This is a genomic window from Megasphaera massiliensis, from assembly GCF_000455225.1.
GTDB classification, from domain to species: Bacteria; Bacillota; Negativicutes; order Veillonellales; family Megasphaeraceae; genus Megasphaera; species Megasphaera massiliensis.
This window is the reverse complement of the sequence record NZ_HF954537.1, coordinates 250,132-267,369: the sequence shown is the minus strand read 5'-3', so window position 1 is coordinate 267,369 and position 17,238 is coordinate 250,132. Positions and strand designations below refer to the sequence as shown.

The window sequence follows — 17,238 nt, the reverse complement described above, 5'->3', positions numbered from 1 at the left end:
CTCCTTAATAATTACAAAATGGATTTGCTTGTTCTTCTAATTTGAGACCGATGGCCGAATCATAATACTTTTCCCGCAAGGCCAATGGTCCTTGCAGAGTCTGGAAAATAGCACCCATTCGCTGAAGCTGTTCCAGTTCATAGGAAAAGACATTGACCGTATATGGCTGAACCTTCTTGAACAGTTTCAAGAGTTCCTTCGGATTTTCAACGGAACCATTTAAGGCCTTAATGAAATCTTTCCCCTCCTCATAAGGAACGATGACGCCGATGGTTTCCGAGTCGATGACCGAAAAGGCATTGCCTGCATCCCAAAAAGCATGACGATAGGAAAGGTACTTGCTTATTTCTATCTTGTCTCGTTCCCCACAGGCCTGATATCCGATATCATTCGCTGAAATAAGTTCTAACATGGTATACTTCCTCGGCGGCAACTCATAAGATTTCTTGAGATCTCCTCGATCGTTGTAATACTTCATAAAGTAGGCATCCAAATTATCTGGTTTTAGAATGTCCTGGATATCGATATTATGAAGCAAATCCTTGGCCATTTTGATGCCGATTTGGATGTCGGGCAGTTTATCGAGATTTTCCCTTTCCATCTGAAAGATCTTGACTAGGCCTGATTCCATTTCACCATGACGGTTACAGCGGCCTGCCGCCTGGGCCAGAGAATCAAGGCCGGCCAGAGCACGGTATATCGTCGTGAAGGACACGTCGACACCGGCTTCAATCAGCTGCGTCGAGATACAGATGAGCCTGCGCTTCGATGTTCCGCTATGAAAGGCCGCCAAGGCCTCCTTCATGCGTTTAATTTTATCCATTCGATGGGCCGGACACATTTTGGTGCTCAAGTGAATCACCTCGACTTTGTCTTCGCTGTTGGCAGCCAGATTCTTTACAGCCGTATAGATGTCGCGAGCCTGGCGAGTCAAATTGACGATGCAGAGGACACTGCCCGATTCCACCGCATCTTTCAGCAGCAAGGGTGCCAGCGTTTCAGCCGTATGCAAGGTATCTTTCAAATACTCGAATTTTACTCGCTGAAAAGCCTCATAAACAGCCTTTAGATCATCCATTATTTCCCCATCAGACTCAATGCAATGCATCTTCATGTTATCTAATCGGGGCTGCGTCGCCGTGCAAAGAACGGCCGTGACGCCGGCAAAGTGCTTTAAGAAATTCATAGCCAGATTAAACATATAGGTGCATTTAACGGGTAAGGTCTGAATTTCATCGAATATGATGATACTGTCGGTCAATGCCTGAAGCCGGCGGGTCGATTGGCAGCTTCCTTCAAATAAAGTCTCAAGGAAATGAACTTGGGTCGTAAAAATAACCGGCGTGTCCCATCGTTCGGTCAATAACTTCCGCCAATCCCGTTCTTCATCACTCATATCTTCTTTCGGCAATACGTTAGAATGGTGTTCTAACACGGCCGCATCAAGCTGGAATACGTCACGGATTTCCTTGGCATTTTGATCGATAATCGACGTATAAGGAATGACGACGATGATTCGCTTTTTATGGTACTTTTGGGCCTGAGCTAACGCAAAGCGCATACTAGCAAAATTCTTGCCGCTCCCCGTCGGTACCGACAAGGTGTAGATGCCCGGTTTCTCCGTTCCAAAGTGTTGGCAGGCATCACTGATTTTTTGCCGTTCCAAGGCAATGGCCCGGGCCTTACCATCTACCGGCAGGACAAAGGAGTGAAGCTTATCTTCCAATTTCCCGGAAAAGAGATTCCACAGCTTATCGTAATCCCAATTCTGCGTCAAAGAGGAGTTCCCTTCGAACTCTGCCGAATCCAATCGATCAGCATCGACTAACCAGCTAAAAAGCAGCCTTTCGACCATGCCCCAATAAAACCAATATTTTTGGCGGTTTTCACGATTTTTAGACGGACAGCATTTATTAATGCGGTCCTGGAATTCTTCGACTTCGGCAACGGCTTTATGGAAGAGATCATCCAACTCCGTCGATGACAGGACCGATTCAAAAAAGTAATCCTCTTCCTCTTTCGTTGCAACGCCTTCTTTTTGAAGACGCCGTACATAATCCGATTCGCCGCGCTCACTCAAAAAGTTCGCCAATCCGCCGTGATGAGACATAACGGAAAGATCGATTAGATTGATCGTCTTCCTTTTCATCTCCTCATTTAGACTGCCATAACGCTTCCATAAAAACTTGGCTCCTCCTGTCGAATGATCGATTTTGCCACGATCACGAACTGCTGTTTCAGCATCGGCAATTATGTCTCGAATATATACCTGAAAAGGCTTTTGCCCCTCAATCCACTGACTGCGGCTCTTAGAAAAATCATGCAAGAGGCCGGTCAACTTCGCCAAGGCGCCCAAGCCCCAAGGTGTTGCGGCAACTTCCATCTTCTCAGCCACGTTCACTAAGTGATTCCTCAAAGCCTGTACCACAACCTTGCCGTCCTTATCTCTTCGAAAATGCGCTATAATCGTCATAAAAGCTCCTAGCAATACGACGTCAGGCCGGTCTATGCCTCAATCTAAGCCATATACCGGTTCACGATGCGGCTTCCTGACAAGAAACAATCGACATTCATATATCTCTAAAACTCATTATACTCCTAAACGATATTTACTACAAAGCATGTAGATTAGAATTAAATAAAAATTAATGAAAGCATACCTCCCTTCTCTAAAGTAATTTCAATGAATGATGTAAAATCCCACATCCGATTTACGATGAGAATAAATTGACATGTCATGTATCCTTTGAGCCCATTATAGTGCTTCGTTATTTCTCAAATCATAACGTAATATCGAGGGCCGCCTCGGGAAACAACGCATACAAAAAAACGCCGCGAGTCCTCTAAACTCACGGCGTTCCTATCCTTTAATAGACTTCGTTATCTTTTCGTTTCGTCACCGTCGGATGGCTGTCGATAATGATCTGGCGGCGCAGGCAAGTGGCATCGTGGTCGTTGATGATGCCGCAGGCTTGGAGGTGGGAGTAAATAGTGACACCGCCGACATACTTAAAACCGCGCTTCTTCATATCTTTGCTGATTCGTTCCGACAAGCCGTTGCGGACCGGAATCGCTCCCTTGGCATGACCTTGATAGAGAATCGTTTTTCCGCCGGTGAAGCTCCAGAAGTAGTCGCACAAGCTTCCGAATTCGTCGCGCAGTTTTTGACAGCAGCGGGCATTGTTGATGACAGCCTGTATCTTCCGGAGCGAGCGGATCATACCTTCGGTATTTAGGATGCGTTCCACATCGGCGTCGTCGTAAGCTGCCACCTTATCGTAATCAAAGTTGTCGAAACACTGCCGGAAAATATCCCGCTTGCGCAAAACGATCAGCCAGCTGAGTCCGCACTGCAGGTTTTCCAAGGTCAAATGCTCAAACATCTGCCAATCATCGTGAACGGGAACGCCCCATTCGTTGTCATGATACGTCGTATTGAGCGGATCCGTATTGGCCCATTCACAATATCCCATCTTTTTCTCCCCTTTCTTAGCCCGAAAGGCAACCCTCTCTTCTCGGTCCCCATCAAATCAAAGGCTTAGCGCCATGATAGTCCTTGAAACAGAGGCGGCAGTCCTGACGAACCCGTTAGCAAACACATGTTTCCATATCCTGATTATAGCATCGAAGGAAGTTCCTCGCTACCGATAAGGGATGAGCCCTCGAAAGAGAATTTCCCATTGATTCTTTCCCAAACTTTTGCTATAATCAGTTCAACTTCATATGTAATGGTACTGACTGCTGCCGAGTAGTCAGAGTGCGCCGTGTTCCTCATCGTCAGGTCTTAGCAGATGAGGACGCGGCGCCTTTTTAGTTTTTAGGAGGAAACAATGAAAACATTCTTTTACAAGGAACCTTATGAGGAAAATGGAAAAACGGTCTTAGAGGTCAATCTCTTCCCGGACAAATACTGCAACTTTAACTGCATCTTCTGCCCGGTCAGCCGAAAGTTGACCCACATACAAACGGAAGAAACCGTCCATTTGGACGACATGGCCCCGGCCATGGGCGACTTACAGCAACGGCTCCGTGACATACGTCCCGACTTAGTCTTTATTAACTCCCTGGGAGAAGCCCTGCTCTTACCGGAACTCGAACAGATCATCCATACCATCCACGAAGCCGGAATTCCCGTACGCCTCCTCTCCAACGGCTACCTCTATGGAAATCCGGAATACGCCAGACTGGCCGGTCACTGTGAAGAAGTCATTGGCGAACTGAAAATGGCTCACGAAGCAGCCTTTCAAAAGGCACAGCGCCCCCTTCCGGGCTACACCCTTCATCAGCATATAAACAACATGGTCCGATTCCGAAAAAACTACAGCGGCCGCTTCCATCTGGAGATCACCATCGTCAAAGGCTACAGTGACGATGCGGACTCTCTCGAAATTTTCCACAAGGCCGTCCAATCCATAACGCCTGACGAACTTCACGTCGTAACCCTGGAGCCTCCCTTCGATAAAGTCTTGGCCATCGCTCCGGAAAGGCTCGAAGAGATTACGCGTTTTCTGCAAGAACCTTTGAACTTCTAATTTCGGTGAAGCTCAGACGCCCTTAGCGAACCGCCCTGCAAGGTCAGCCCCCTCCCAAAAGAAAAGCCGCAAGTCCTCCGACCCGCGGCTTTCATCCTCGTTTTAGAATAATTGTTTCAATCCCTTTTTCCGGCAACGAATCAGACCATAGTTGCTTAATAATAATACGTCCCGTTGAGGCGATAGGACCAGCCTAACCGATTCATGCCGTATTCAAAAATCTTGTTGGGAGCCATGAGCACTGTCGTATGATTTCCCGACATGGTATTGGTCCGATACCGCCACATGTCCGTCTTATACTGAGAAAAACGCCAAGTCACGACCTCACCCAACCTGCCGTTTTGAACCCTTTTTACAGAGACAGAAAACCACTTCCCGGTCGCACTCGTCCCATAGGTTAAGGTATCATCCATGACATAGACGTCTACATTCTCCAATGCCATATGGTTGACCCAAACGTCGGTAGCCCCGGCAGAACCGGTGCCGGCAAAGAAGCACATACATCCCACACAACAAATCAATAACGTCTTCCACAACCGTTTCACGACCTCATCTCCTTTGTGAATAGAACAGCCTGTCAATCATACACATAGCAGCGCCTTAGTAGTAATGCGTGCCATCACTCGAATAGGACCATCCCAACTGCTTCATCCCATATTCAAAGATTTTGTTAGGCACCAGGACGCCCGTACGACGGCTGCCGGCCATGGTGCTCGTATAATATTGCCACACCGTATCGGCCTTAAAGAACCGCCAAGTCACCACTTTATCCAATTTGCCATTTTGAACCCGTTTGACAGCCACAGCAAACCACGGTCCCTGTGAATCGGTTCCGGAGGCTAAGATATCATCCATGACATACAAATCCACATTTTCCGAAGCCCAATGATCGACCCAAACGTCGGCAGCCTTCGAAGGACCGGCGCAGCCGAAGAGGACCAGATATATCAACAAAAAGACTGCCAATGCCTTAGCCAACTTTCTCACCCGCTTCATCCCCTTTACTAAAAATAACGCTCTATCCTCATAGCAATAGGCCATCGCAGTACACGTCATGATAGAGAGTATCGAACGATAGAACAGCTAATGGAATAGCCATCTGACTGGTAGCAAATACGCAAAACCCCCTCCATTCGCTTCTATATACTTCCGATTATACAAAGCCATCGTGACAAAAACCGTCTCTATTCATAGAAGTCATGTTCAAAAGGCTCTGTACTGCCGACGTTTTCCCCCTTTCAGCGTCCGTTCCGGTCACAATGAATTCTCTATTTTTTAGTCATCTGACTATGCCTGCGATTTATAGCTATTTTCATTATAACAAAATAAAGGCAACTTTGTTATACTGTTTTATACAAAAAAGATGCTCGATCTATGCTCCCGACGGCCGAGGCCTGAACCGGTATTCAGGATGTACCATCGGCAGCGGAATCATTGCCATAAACCCCCTTCTGCCTCACCGGATTTGCAGCACAAAAAGACATATCGCGCCTTTCTTTTAGCTCAGCTTCTGCCAAGGGCCAAAAGGGGGTCGATATGTCTTTTTCTTTTATGATTGAAAGGAGTTCGCCTATGGCTGGGAATCTTCTTTTACAACGGGGATATACACCCGCTTTAAAGGAATCATCTGTTGATACTTTTCACTCAAATCCGGATAGTATTTCAAAATCAAATCGACCAGCTCGTTTCCATTGATGCCGCGAATGATGGGCGTGCTGTCCAGATACTTTTGGGCATTCCGGGTATAGTTAGATAAGGTTACAAAAAGGCCGTAGTCCCCTTCCCGCATGGCGCCTTTCAAGGATTGGATGGCCGCTTCCCTTATGTCGCCGTCCTGGCTTTTAACCTGCACCAGAATCCGAGGCGGCAACTCATCTTTATAAGCCGTAATGTCGATTCCGCTGTCTCCGCCATGGGCCGACACGATGGTACGATACCCCATGGCCCGTAAGAGGTCAGCCACAAAGTCCTCTAAACCATATCCTTTGAGATGCTTGCTCAATTCCTTCAAAATGAAATCTCTCGTCGCCTCTACAATATCCGCTGCCGTAGCCCCCACACTGTCATCTTCCTCATCCCCGATGGCTTCCGTGTGTTTCTCGAATCCCTGATCAAGGGCAGAAAGATACTCGTCGGCATAATTTTTCACCAAAAAGAAGGTCAGGGCAGAACCGATTTCATACAGCGCACCTTGAGAGAAGAAAGTCCGGGGAAGATGCTTCAACCATGTCACCTTACGCTGCTGGCCATACGATGCATCGCCCGGATGAAACTCATATTCCCCTTCAATGATGCCGATATTAATCCGGCGATCGATTTTGGACGGGAATACCACGTAATCGCCGATTCCGACCTCGTGGACAAATCGATAGAGCATACCGGCATGGGTTGAAATCCGGCCCTTCCGGGCATCGGGATAAACGGCTGCGTACTTTTCCTTGAAAGCATCGCGATTGGCTTCGAGCTGACTCAAATCACCCATATCCTCCCAACCAATGGCAATGACATGGCGCTGCAAAAATAAATTATCATCCGTTGTATGGATACCCCATACCCTTTTTTCTTCGTGAGACATATCCTTATACCGCCTTATATCGTGTTTTGAATAATGCATTTTCAACTTAAATTTAATTATATCACGAATGAGGCAGCAAAGTCCCTCAAAAAAGGCACCTTCATCACAATCCGATGCCTTATGGCCTTTTCACACCCAAAAGTTACATTTCTGCTAAGGCCTGCCGTACAATTTCCTGCAAGTCTTCATCGCCCTTGCCGTCCATGGCCGCTTTTTTATACCATTTTATGGCTTGTTCCCGATCTTGTTCGACGCCGGTACCGTAACGGTAACAGTTTCCCAAATAGCACATGGCTTCGGCACTGCCAATTTCCCGATTCGCTGCTTTTCGAAACCATTCGACAGCTTTTCGATAATCTTGTTCAACACCATTGCCAAAGTAATAGCACCTTCCTAAATCACACTGTGCATCGTCATCTCCTTGATCAGCTGCTTTTTGGTACCACGCTGCGGCTTTGCTGTAATCTTGTGCGACGCCTTTTCCTTCATAATAGCAGTCCCCTAACTGATACTGCGCACTGGCATGGCCTTGGTCGGCTGATTTTTGGAACCATGAAAAGGCCTGATACTCATCTCCATCCCATGATGCTTCTCCTCCCAAATTGTATTGTGCCATGGAATCTCCCAGTTCAACGGCTTCCCGATACCATTTCTGATGCCATATTGCACCGCCCCAGTCCCGCTGGTTCTCATACACGCTGCGGAAAACCTCCCCGACATCGTCTCGCCACAATACAAATTCAGCAACCACCTCGACCGTATGGAGCTTCAGAAAAAGGGTGAGCTGCTTTGGCGAACGAGAAATCTTTTTTACCATATCACGGTTACAGGGAAGATGAACCCGAGAATTGACAACCCCGGTCTTAGTCAATCCTACATCTTTCAAAATCGTTTCTGCATAATCATCTTTTGCACAAAAGCAAAAGGGCCGAATAAAAAACGGCAGCCTCTCCGCCTCGGCATCATAGTCTGCAAGTACCGCCGTCACCCTACCAAAGGGCAGGAAGGGCATCTGACGGATTCTTTCTTCATAAGCGACCTCCGTTTCATACGGGAATGGCTCCCAACAGATGGGCTGTACAGCGATCAACTCGTCGCCATGCTTCAGATACACCTTACTGTAATCACAACAGACCTCATCCTCATGAATCCTTAACTTTGCCACCAACTCCCCGTCGATGACCGTGTCATCGGTCACGCCGGTCACGTAAAAAGCTTGGACAGGCGAAAATCGGATATCCGGATTACGATCGATATGGTACCTCAAAAAACAGCTGTCCGTATACCCGTCGCCTTTACGGGGATCAAGAACAGCACAGCCAATATAAACGGGCTCCATAGCCGTTATCCGCTGCCGGAAGGCACTCGGCGTTTCAAAGCCCCGGCGGGAAAGGGGCTGCATCTGCTGTACCTCTTTTTCGGTGTCCCCGGACAGTCTTCCGCCTTGAGTCAAATAGCGGCTCACGGCGGGGACATCAGCGGACAAAAAGTCTTCCGGCCTATAGGATTTTCCCTTATGCAGCCCATAGGCTGTGGTCAGGATCAATAACCGTTCCAAACACAGTTGCACATCCCCATCCTCCCGGCCATAAGACTCAACCATACGGCGAACCTCATGGAAATGGCGGCTTAAGCCTTGATCCACGAGCTTTTTTTCTTCTAATTCATTGATGCCTTCAAACAAATTCAGATAAGCAGCCCCTAAATCACGAATCATCCATCTCATAGCCAGGCTCATCTCCTCCATGGCCTCCTTAGCCTCGGAAGCCTCCTCGGCCCAGACGCAGAGATCATACAATTGAGGAAAATCCTGCTCCAAAAAACAAAATCTCGATACCGTCATCTCCCTTACCTCCCAATAGTGTGATGTCTAATTTTCATCGGTGCTGTAATTCCTATTATATCGCGCAGTCATGACAGAATATGTCATCGTCCGCAATAATGATGTTGGCCTTATACAAATTTTTCCTGTTGCCCAGTCAAACCCATCCTATACAAAAAAAGACTCGCCCATTGAAAAACCGACATCCTAAAGTTAGATTTTTAGGTCCAACTTTAAGGGGGGGCGGTTCACAAAAGGCAAGTCCCTTTTACGCTCCAGCCGCCATTTAGAAATGGCAATAGGCTAGGTTTCATTCATAGCCGTATTCGGCTGTTATCTATCTTGATTTAAGCCGCACCGTTTTCGACGGTTGTCTTATCGGATACGCCGGAAAGTGATTCATATTCTGCCGTCGGGAAACCGTACCAGATCACGTCATGGTTATCGTGTGGGCTGATGGCGATATGGGCAAAGGTACTGTCCGGGGCAGCGCCGTGCCAATGGACGACACCGGGCGGGCAGTAAACGACGTCTCCGGGATGAAGGACTTCTACCTTACCGCCTTGTATTTGATGGTAGCCGACGCCGTCGGTGGCGATCAAGATTTGCCCGGTCTTATGGCTATGCCAACGGTTATAGGTTCCCTTAGGAAAGACGACATACGTCCATTCCGGAGAACCCGCAGCGTTCGGCTTTGTCAGTACCTTCCCCAAATAGACGGGGTGATTGAAATTAGGCGATGGATACGGTTCCGGTGAATAAGAGAACAGAAAGGCGTCATCTCTTTTTTCGGCAGCCTTCGTCTTGCCTGTATCGGAAAAATGGATATTTTCATATTCCTCAGGGCTTAGCGGTCCCGTATGGACAGCCGCGGCATCCTTCGGAGCCTGCCAGTTTTTATCGTAGATGACGATCTGCTGAAAGGCCGAGTCTTTAACAGCTCCGTGAAAATGGCTGACACCGGCGGGAATCTCGACGACGTCACCGGGGTTGATACGAACGGCATCTTTTCCCCATTCCTGATAAATTCCTTGACCGGCGACACCGATGACGGTCATAGCCCCATGGGCATGCCAGCCGCTGTAGCTTCCCGGCTCGAAGGTAATGACATTGGTCTGAGGAACCTGATAGACAGCATCAGCCTCGATTAAATCATTCCGATGAACGGTCCCGACAAAGCGGTCAGAAATATCCTTCCCCACGGGAAAAGGCATCTTGTGCGGTTCGGCCGCATCGATGGTCATAACCGGCAACAGGGACGACAGCATCACCATAAAAAACAAAATCCATCTTACCATCTCTCTTCACCTCTTTTTAAATAACAGTCACGTTTCTCCCTCCTTCTTAGGCACACCTGTCCGACAGAATCCTTTCTAAATTATAAAGAAGCGGCCAGGTTTCCCGCTTCTTTCGCGTTCTTGGCCATGCCCACATAAGTCAGGCCGTATAAGGCGGCAAAGCGTTTCATCGTGAACTCGCCCGCTTCAATCATCCACGTTTCCGGCGCAGCTCCCTGGAAGATGAAGAAGAGTTTTTTCCCGGATAAGCTACCTTGGGAAACCTTCCCGTAAAAACGGTCCAGTACATTTCGTACGGAGCCGCAGATATTATGCCAGTACACCGGCGATCCGACGACGAGGACATCGGCCTGTTTAATCTTTTCGAGAACGGCGTCCAACTGGTCTCCGGGCAGGTCCTGTCCATAGGCATTGATCCGGTAATCGACGAGATTCAGCGTTTCATAGGTCTGATTTTTAAGGAGTTCCGCAGCCATCTTGGCCGTATTTCCATTTTTATTGGGGCTTCCGTTAATAAATAAAATACTCATGATGCTTCCTTTCTGACAACCAAGGGCTGTCATCCAAATCATAAAATAATCTTTCAATCTTTCATCTGCCGCTGCCAAAAAGAAACGGCTCGATGGATCCATCCTTCGGCAACGGACCCTTCTCCGAGGCCAAAGCCATGGGGCAGCCCCGGGAAAATTTCAATGTCGGCATCGGTTCCATGGGCCCGAATGCCTTCGATCCGTCGTTTCATGGTGCCATACCAGGCAATGCCGTCGGCCGTCCCGACGCAGTTATACGTAGGCGGCTCCCTTCCGGTGACATCGGACAATCCGGTATACTCCATGATGACCGCCGCCGGCTGAGGGTATGGTCTTTCGCCAAAGGCTCCCGTCCCATACGTACCGACCCAGGCTGCCATCCGCGCGCCTGCCGAACCGCCCCAGAGGGAATAATCGCTGACATCGATATTTAGTTCTCTTGCATGGTCATGGATAAAGGCAATGGCCCGGGACAAATCTTCACAGGCCGTTTGGGCACCGACGCGATAGATGAGGGCAAAGGCGTTGTAACCGTCCTTGGCAAGCTCCTGGGCATGAGGAAAACTGTCATGCATGGCACCGACATAGACAAACCCGCCGCCGGCACTGAGAATGGCCGTCTTGCCCTGAGGCTTGCCGCGGAAGAAAAATAACCCCGTATCCTTCTTTTTCGGATCGGCAGCCTTTTCCGCCGGACTGTAAATATCGTAAAAAACCGTCTCCCCGGCAAGGACCCTTTCTTTCAGCTCATTGACGAGGCTCACCGTCCGCTCCGGCTTTATATAGCTGTACCAAAGAAAGGCTTTTCCCAAATCCTTCAACGTCATCTGCGGCGGCAGCGCCAGATCTACGGGAAACAGGAGGCGTCCGAAGCCGGAAAATGCCTCATCCTGTATGACATCTCGGATTTTTGAATCTAAAGAAAAAAGTTCTCCCTTCATCATTCCATCACCTCCTTCATCCATCATCTATAGAAAAAACGGCCCTCATCCGGCAGACAGCCAAGGCAGCCGCATCGGCGCTCGAAAACAGTGACGAAGCGCCGAGCTGCCAAAGCAGCGCACTTCCCGTGACCTCGGGCCGCGGCAAAAAGCCCGGAACCGATGTCTGCCGGGCTTTTCGTACTCCTTTGGACCCACTTAAAGTCCAGTCGCTTATCTTACAGATGTTTCTGATAGAAATCAGCCAGTTTATTGACAGCTTCATCGACGTATTCCGGAACCCAATAGGTTCGAATATGGCTGGCGCCTTTGATGAGGAACAATTCCTTATCGTTCGTACCGCTGGCTTTGGCAAAGGCATCTTCCGTCATGTAGAGGGTGTCGGCCTTGTCGCCGGCCATCATCAACAGGGGCTGATCGATGAGATCCATCCGATCTTCGACGTCAAAGGCCATGAGTTTCATGAGCGATTCCGTCGTGTAGCTTCCCGTCGCATTGGGATGGCGATGGGTCAGGCCATAGTATTCGATACCGTCATGGTAGAGGGTATTTTCCGGAAGCTCTGCCATCTTGGCCCGAAGATCGTCATCGGTAGCATTGGGCGGCAGGAACCCTTCATAGACAATCTCGCCGGAAAGTTCTTTTTCCCGGGCATCGGCCGCTTTTTGAAGGCGAGCCGGAATCCCTGCCATATCGGCATCATGGAAGCCATTGCGGCGTACCCGGCCGGAGTTAAACATGGACAAGGTGGCTACAGCCTTGATGCGCTTATCCGTCTGAGCGGCTGCCAGCGTATAACCGCCTCCGCCGCAGATGCCGAGGGCAGCAATGCGAGCCCGATCGACTTTCTTCAACGTAGACAGGTAGTCGACCATGCCGCTCACATCTTCAATGCGGTTCGACGGGTAATCGCGAAGGCGCGGTGTCCCGCCGCTGGCTCCCTGATAGCGAGCATCGGCAGCGACCGTGATATAGCCGAGTTCAGCCAAGCGCTGGGCGTACAGGCCGGCTACCTGTTCCTTCGTCCCGCCGTTGGGATGCGCCACGGTAATGGCGGCATACTTCTTATCGCTCTTTTCGTCATAATCGGCCGGCAAATAGAGGTTGGCAGACACTTTGATACCATCCACTTCATATTCGACAGGGCGGATATTCACCTTGCCCGGTTCATTCTTTTCAATGGCATTGCCGTAGACGAGGCCAAAGGGATTCCCATTCGGCGAAGCGGCGGCTGCCGTATTTCCATTCATCCCCATCATCATCAAACCTCCCATCATGGTGAGCATTAACATTTTCTTTATACCTATTTTCATATAATCTCCTCTCATTCAACGATTAAAAAAGGGCTTTCTCGCACCTCATGTATCAAGGATATCAACCGGTAGTTACTACCTGTCAAGCCTTTTTAATAATTTTTATCGGTCACCGAAACGTCGTCCCTCTTTTCGATAAAGATTCGCTTATATTTCGGTCCTCAGCGGTCCTTCAAAACAACTGTGATGCAGCTGTCCGGATGGACGCCGCTTAGTCCTGAAGTTTCACGCCATAGATAAATTTCACGAATTCAGGATCGCTGTGATCAACGATGTCACTGTGTCCCAGGTCCAGTTTTGCAATTTCGGCCATATCTTCTGCACTCAGTTGGAAGTCCCAAATATCCAGATTCTGCTCCATACGTTCTTTGTGGACGGATTTGGGAATGACCGTCACACCGCGCTGTACATTCCAGCGCAGCGCCGTCTGAGCCGCGCTCTTTCCATATTTCTGCCCGATGGCTGTCAACACAGGATGCGTAAAGATACCATGTTTCCCTTCTGCAAAGGGCCCCCACGCTTCCGGATGAATGCCATATTCTTTCATCAGTTCCAAAGCATTTTCCTGCTGGAAGAAAGGATGCAGTTCCACCTGATTTACGGCCGGAATGACCTCTACGGTTTCGCACAGATCTACCAGCCGTGCCGGGTAGAAGTTGCACACGCCGATGGCTTTCAGCTTGCCTTCCCGATAGGCTTCTTCCATCGCCCGATAAGCGCCGACATAATCGCCCATGGGCTGATGAAGCAGATACAGGTCAAGATAATCGAGACCCAGCTTTTTCAAAGAGGTCTCCATGGCCGCTTTTGCGCCTTCATAGCTGGCATCGTGTACCCACAGTTTCGTGGTGATAAACAGTTCTTCGCGAGCAACCCCACTTTTGGCGATTGCCTTGCCTACGGCTTCTTCATTCATATAAACGGCAGCCGTATCAATGAGGCGATAACCACTGGCAATGGCATCCAGGACCGCCTGCTCGCACTGAGCCGGATCGGGCACTTGGAATACGCCGAAGCCTTCTAACGGCATTTCTACACCGTTGTTCAGTTTTACAGTCTCAATCTGTTTCATAGTCTAAATCCTCCTAGGTTCTTATATTTTGTTTAAAATGCGCCGTCGGCTCCATCTACGGCCATAATGGCGCCGCTAATAAAGCTAGCCTCCTTAGAAGCCAGGAACAAGGCCACACTGGCGACTTCCTCCGGTTCCCCGAAGCGCTGCATGGGGTTGTTGCCGGTAATCCGTTTCTCATGTTCCTTCGCAGCCTCATCGGACAGATTGGTCACATTCCAAATTTCCGTACGGATAGGACCCGGTGCAATGGCGTTGACTCGGATACCGTCGGCGGCCAAGTCCAAGGCCCAGCAGCGAGTAAAGTTTTCTACAGCCGACTTGGCACCGATATACATGGAAAGATTGTAATTGCGATGCGTTACGCCAATCGTAGATAAATTAATGATGTTGCCCTTCGCCTTCAGCAGCAAGGGCAGGGCCTGAATGGTCATATCTACCAGAGAGCGGACGTCCAGACTAAAGGCCCTATCGTAATCCGCCAAGGTTATGTCTTTAATGGATTGCACCGGGCACCAGCCGGCATTATTTACGAGAATATCCAACTGCCCGTCATAGCGTTCCTGTACCGCTTCGATGACCCGGGCCACCGTCTCGCTTTGGGTCAGATCACCGGCCACATAAGAAATACGGCTGTTTTCGGCTGCGACTTCCTGAAGCTTTGCCTCTCGTCTTCCGACAATGAGGACCTTCGCCCCCTCATCGGCATAGCGTTCGGCAATGGCTCTGCCGATACCGGAACCGCCGCCGGTAACGATGGCTACTTTGTCTTTCAGTTTTCCATCCATGCTGATTCCCTCCTGATTTTCTATAAATATTCCCGAATTCCATCCATCAATCGATTCACAATCACCGCAACAGGTTCGATGCTGTGAATCATGGAAATCCCCAGTCCAAAAGAAGCAAATCCCTTTGAAAGGTCACCGAACAGCATGCCGTTACGGATGCCCAAATGTTTGTGCTGAGCCTCGAAGATGTCCGCTTCACTGGCACCGCTTTTGCTCATGGCCACCAGCTTGTCAGGAAGCTCTCCCGGCATCGTGCGGTAGAAAGCGGGAAGGACGCGGTACATCATCATATCTTCTGCATTAAGACGGACGACGGCCTGTTTAATATTATCGGCGACCAAAGATTCTTCCGACAACAGAAAAGCCGTTCCTACCAGCAATCCTTCTGCGCCCAGCACAAAGGCTGCTTTTGCCGTCCTTTCATCGGCAATACCGCCACAGGCTACAATGGGGACTTTTCCTTCCGCGGCATCAGCCAGCATCGGAACAATCGAAAAAGTACCCACGGCCTGTACGGGAAGGGTACCCCCTTCGTCAAAACCGGTAGCGACAATGATGTCAGCCCCGGCAGCTACAGCCGCTTTTGTATTCTCGATGGTAGGAGTGGCAGCACGGAAAATAACCTTAATCCCTTTTTCATGGAATCTATCGAACCAGTAAGGAATCACCTCGCCCCAATACAAGGCAGCCGAAACACCTTCTTCGGCCATTAGCTCAAGGGTCGGGGCGGTAAACTGATCGACTTTCGGATCAATGGGCCCTACATTGAGGGCAAAAGGCTTATCCGTCAGGGCCTTGATTTTTCGAATCTGTTCTCTCGTGCGCTCCATCGTTTCTTCTACGGTATAGACGTATTCTGTCTGCCCCGCATTGAGACCCAGTACCCCCAAAACGCCGGCTTCACAACAAGCTGCTACATACTCTGCATCGGTCAGCCAAAGAGCCGGCCCCTGGATGATCGGCTTTTCGATCCCTAAAATATCACATACTCGATTTGCCATATACGAAACTCCTCCCTATGAATTTTGGCTATTGGCCTGAATGATTTCATTCAGACGGATATGTTCATTCCGATAACGAGCATCCGGATTTATTTCCGGTATCGTCATCCCGATCGCCTTTTGCGGGCAGGCATGGATACAGGCCATACAACCCTGGCATCCGGCCCCGCGATAGACAGCCCGCCCATGCTGCACCGTCCAGCAACCGGCGGGACAGACCTTGGTGCAAATCCCGCAGCCAATGCAGCCATTGGACACGGCATAAATATTTTTCCATCGTTCTTCCGGCGGCGTCGTGCTGCGAGAAAGAAATTCCTCATGGGCGGCACGGTCCGTTTCCGAAGCAGGCTGAATATACTGTCTGCGACGTCGGATATCGGCGGTAACAGCCGCCAGCTGTTCCTCTACTTTTTTATCCAGCTTCGTCTGCTGATTCATATCAAAGGCAGGCAAAAAATTATCTACCATCAGCACCGTATTGATATAAGAAGGACGGATACCACACTCGTTACAGAGGGCTTCGGCCAGCTCTGCCGCTCCACCATGACGATTGCCATAGGTAAGGATCATATAAAAGAAATCTGTCTGAAAGTCGGCCTTTCGCATGAATTCCTTTACCATCGGCGGTACTTCATGTCCAAAGACAGGGCAGACGATGCCAATGGCTTCATCTTGAAAATGTAAGTCTTCTGCATGGATAGCCTGGGGAATACTGACCAGGTTCTGATCCAGTTGTTTGGCCACATACAAGCTGTTTCCCGTAGCCGTAAAATAAAATACCATGTGAATTCCCCCTATCAACAATTTTTGCCAAGTGTATACGCTTCTGCCATAGCCGCCTTCCCCTTAATGTCACCTACAGCAAAAGCTTCTCCATAAACCTTTCCTTTTACCACACTTCCGGGAATACAGTCCACATACCCCTGAAGGTCATTCATAGTGTTCTTCATCGCATGGACCCCGTCGGCGGCGGTAGCAATAAAATAAAATTCTTTATTCTTCATCTTGCCGCCGTCAGCCCCGATGGGCAGGGTGCGATCGATCATGGCTTTCAATTGGGCACAGACGGAGTAATAGTATACCGGCGTGGACAGGACGATGACCTCGGCAGCAATCAACTTAGCCAGAACCTCTGTCATATCATCCTTTTGAACGCAGGTACCGCCGTTTTTCAAACAGGCCTCGCAAGCCAGACAGGGGGCAATCTTTTTTCCCCGCAGGCACACCTTTTCCACCATGTGCCCGGATTCTTTAGCCCCCTTCACAAATTCATCCACCAACAACTCGGAATTGCCGCCCTTACGGGGACTGCTGACGATGGCAAGTACTTTTTTCATATTCGTTACTCCTCTCTATGATAGTAATA

16 protein-coding genes are annotated in these 17,238 nt (G+C 49.4%); 1 reads left to right on the top strand and 15 read right to left on the bottom strand.

The genetic code is table 11. From position 1 onward, the window contains the following. Positions 1–4 precede the first annotated feature (4 nt). Entirely contained in the window at positions 5–2,473 is a 2,469-nt protein-coding gene (locus TX77_RS04640; RefSeq protein WP_044503655.1) for a CRISPR-associated helicase/endonuclease Cas3, read from the bottom strand. Between the two features lie 394 nt (positions 2,474–2,867). Further along, positions 2,868–3,473: a DNA-3-methyladenine glycosylase I gene (locus TX77_RS04635; RefSeq protein WP_044503654.1), complete on the bottom strand. Its 606-nt coding sequence runs from the start codon at positions 3,471–3,473 to the stop codon at positions 2,868–2,870. Between the two features lie 357 nt (positions 3,474–3,830). On the opposite strand from TX77_RS04635, the gene TX77_RS04630 reads away from it, so the two are divergent. Continuing rightward, positions 3,831–4,532, top strand: a complete 702-nt coding sequence (locus TX77_RS04630; protein ID WP_044503653.1) for a radical SAM protein — start codon at positions 3,831–3,833, stop codon at positions 4,530–4,532. Between the two features lie 155 nt (positions 4,533–4,687). On the opposite strand, the gene TX77_RS04625 is transcribed toward TX77_RS04630, so the two are convergent. The 13 genes from TX77_RS04625 to TX77_RS04560 all read right to left on the bottom strand — a co-directional run bounded on the left by TX77_RS04625 (position 4,688) and on the right by TX77_RS04560 (position 17,209). Then, positions 4,688–5,077 carry a hypothetical protein gene (locus tag TX77_RS04625; RefSeq protein ID WP_230198039.1) on the bottom strand — a complete coding sequence of 130 codons (390 nt, stop codon included), beginning with the start codon at positions 5,075–5,077 and terminating at the stop codon, positions 4,688–4,690. A 55-nt stretch (positions 5,078–5,132) separates the two neighbouring features. Continuing rightward, positions 5,133–5,519, bottom strand: coding sequence for a hypothetical protein (locus TX77_RS04620; RefSeq protein WP_049917293.1), 387 nt, complete (start codon positions 5,517–5,519; stop codon positions 5,133–5,135). Between the two features lie 583 nt (positions 5,520–6,102). Further along, positions 6,103–7,107: a restriction endonuclease gene (locus TX77_RS04615; protein WP_044503650.1), complete on the bottom strand. Its 1,005-nt coding sequence runs from the start codon at positions 7,105–7,107 to the stop codon at positions 6,103–6,105. Between the two features lie 142 nt (positions 7,108–7,249). Further along, positions 7,250–8,950 (bottom strand): tetratricopeptide repeat protein, encoded by a 1,701-nt coding sequence (locus TX77_RS12925; RefSeq protein WP_049917292.1) that lies wholly within the window; start codon positions 8,948–8,950, stop codon positions 7,250–7,252. A gap of 326 nt (positions 8,951–9,276) precedes the next feature. Further along, entirely contained in the window at positions 9,277–10,227 is a 951-nt protein-coding gene (locus TX77_RS14020) for a cupin domain-containing protein (protein ID WP_049917291.1), read from the bottom strand. 80 nt (positions 10,228–10,307) lie between these two features. Then, complete coding sequence (locus TX77_RS04595; RefSeq protein ID WP_044503649.1) at positions 10,308–10,757, bottom strand: flavodoxin family protein; 450 nt, start codon at positions 10,755–10,757, stop codon at positions 10,308–10,310. Between the two features lie 53 nt (positions 10,758–10,810). Next, a complete protein-coding gene (locus tag TX77_RS04590) occupies positions 10,811–11,701 on the bottom strand; it encodes an alpha/beta hydrolase (protein ID WP_230198038.1) in 891 nt (296 codons plus the stop codon). A 215-nt stretch (positions 11,702–11,916) separates the two neighbouring features. Beyond that, complete coding sequence (locus TX77_RS04585; RefSeq protein WP_044503648.1) at positions 11,917–13,011, bottom strand: alpha/beta hydrolase; 1,095 nt, start codon at positions 13,009–13,011, stop codon at positions 11,917–11,919. A gap of 211 nt (positions 13,012–13,222) precedes the next feature. Further along, positions 13,223–14,083, bottom strand: coding sequence for an aldo/keto reductase (locus tag TX77_RS04580; protein WP_044503647.1), 861 nt, complete (start codon positions 14,081–14,083; stop codon positions 13,223–13,225). A 32-nt stretch (positions 14,084–14,115) separates the two neighbouring features. After that, a complete protein-coding gene (locus tag TX77_RS04575; protein WP_044503646.1) occupies positions 14,116–14,871 on the bottom strand; it encodes an SDR family NAD(P)-dependent oxidoreductase in 756 nt (251 codons plus the stop codon). Between the two features lie 20 nt (positions 14,872–14,891). After that, entirely contained in the window at positions 14,892–15,872 is a 981-nt protein-coding gene (locus TX77_RS04570; RefSeq protein ID WP_044503645.1) for an NAD(P)H-dependent flavin oxidoreductase, read from the bottom strand. 15 nt (positions 15,873–15,887) lie between these two features. Beyond that, positions 15,888–16,655, bottom strand: a complete 768-nt coding sequence (locus tag TX77_RS04565) for an EFR1 family ferrodoxin (protein WP_044503644.1) — start codon at positions 16,653–16,655, stop codon at positions 15,888–15,890. Positions 16,656–16,669: 14 nt separating this feature from the next. Then, positions 16,670–17,209, bottom strand: a complete 540-nt coding sequence (locus TX77_RS04560) for a flavodoxin family protein (protein ID WP_044503643.1) — start codon at positions 17,207–17,209, stop codon at positions 16,670–16,672. Between the last annotated feature and the right edge of the window lie 29 nt (positions 17,210–17,238).

Bases quoted from the DNA above. Each gene is read 5' to 3' on its own strand.
- TX77_RS04640 (WP_044503655.1), bottom strand. From the start codon at position 2,473: ATGACGATTATAGCGCATTTTCGAAGAGATAAGGACGGCAAGGTTGTG.
- TX77_RS04635 (WP_044503654.1), bottom strand. From the start codon at position 3,473: ATGGGATATTGTGAATGGGCCAATACGGATCCGCTCAATACGACGTAT.
- TX77_RS04630 (WP_044503653.1), top strand. From the start codon at position 3,831: ATGAAAACATTCTTTTACAAGGAACCTTATGAGGAAAATGGAAAAACG.
- TX77_RS04615 (WP_044503650.1), bottom strand. From the start codon at position 7,107: ATGTCTCACGAAGAAAAAAGGGTATGGGGTATCCATACAACGGATGAT.
- TX77_RS12925 (WP_049917292.1), bottom strand. From the start codon at position 8,950: ATGACGGTATCGAGATTTTGTTTTTTGGAGCAGGATTTTCCTCAATTG.
- TX77_RS14020 (WP_049917291.1), bottom strand. From the start codon at position 10,227: ATGGTAAGATGGATTTTGTTTTTTATGGTGATGCTGTCGTCCCTGTTG.
- TX77_RS04595 (WP_044503649.1), bottom strand. From the start codon at position 10,757: ATGAGTATTTTATTTATTAACGGAAGCCCCAATAAAAATGGAAATACG.
- TX77_RS04590 (WP_230198038.1), bottom strand. From the start codon at position 11,701: ATGATGAAGGGAGAACTTTTTTCTTTAGATTCAAAAATCCGAGATGTC.
- TX77_RS04585 (WP_044503648.1), bottom strand. From the start codon at position 13,011: ATGAAAATAGGTATAAAGAAAATGTTAATGCTCACCATGATGGGAGGT.
- TX77_RS04580 (WP_044503647.1), bottom strand. From the start codon at position 14,083: ATGAAACAGATTGAGACTGTAAAACTGAACAACGGTGTAGAAATGCCG.
- TX77_RS04575 (WP_044503646.1), bottom strand. From the start codon at position 14,871: ATGGATGGAAAACTGAAAGACAAAGTAGCCATCGTTACCGGCGGCGGT.
- TX77_RS04570 (WP_044503645.1), bottom strand. From the start codon at position 15,872: ATGGCAAATCGAGTATGTGATATTTTAGGGATCGAAAAGCCGATCATC.
- TX77_RS04565 (WP_044503644.1), bottom strand. From the start codon at position 16,655: ATGGTATTTTATTTTACGGCTACGGGAAACAGCTTGTATGTGGCCAAA.
- TX77_RS04560 (WP_044503643.1), bottom strand. From the start codon at position 17,209: ATGAAAAAAGTACTTGCCATCGTCAGCAGTCCCCGTAAGGGCGGCAAT.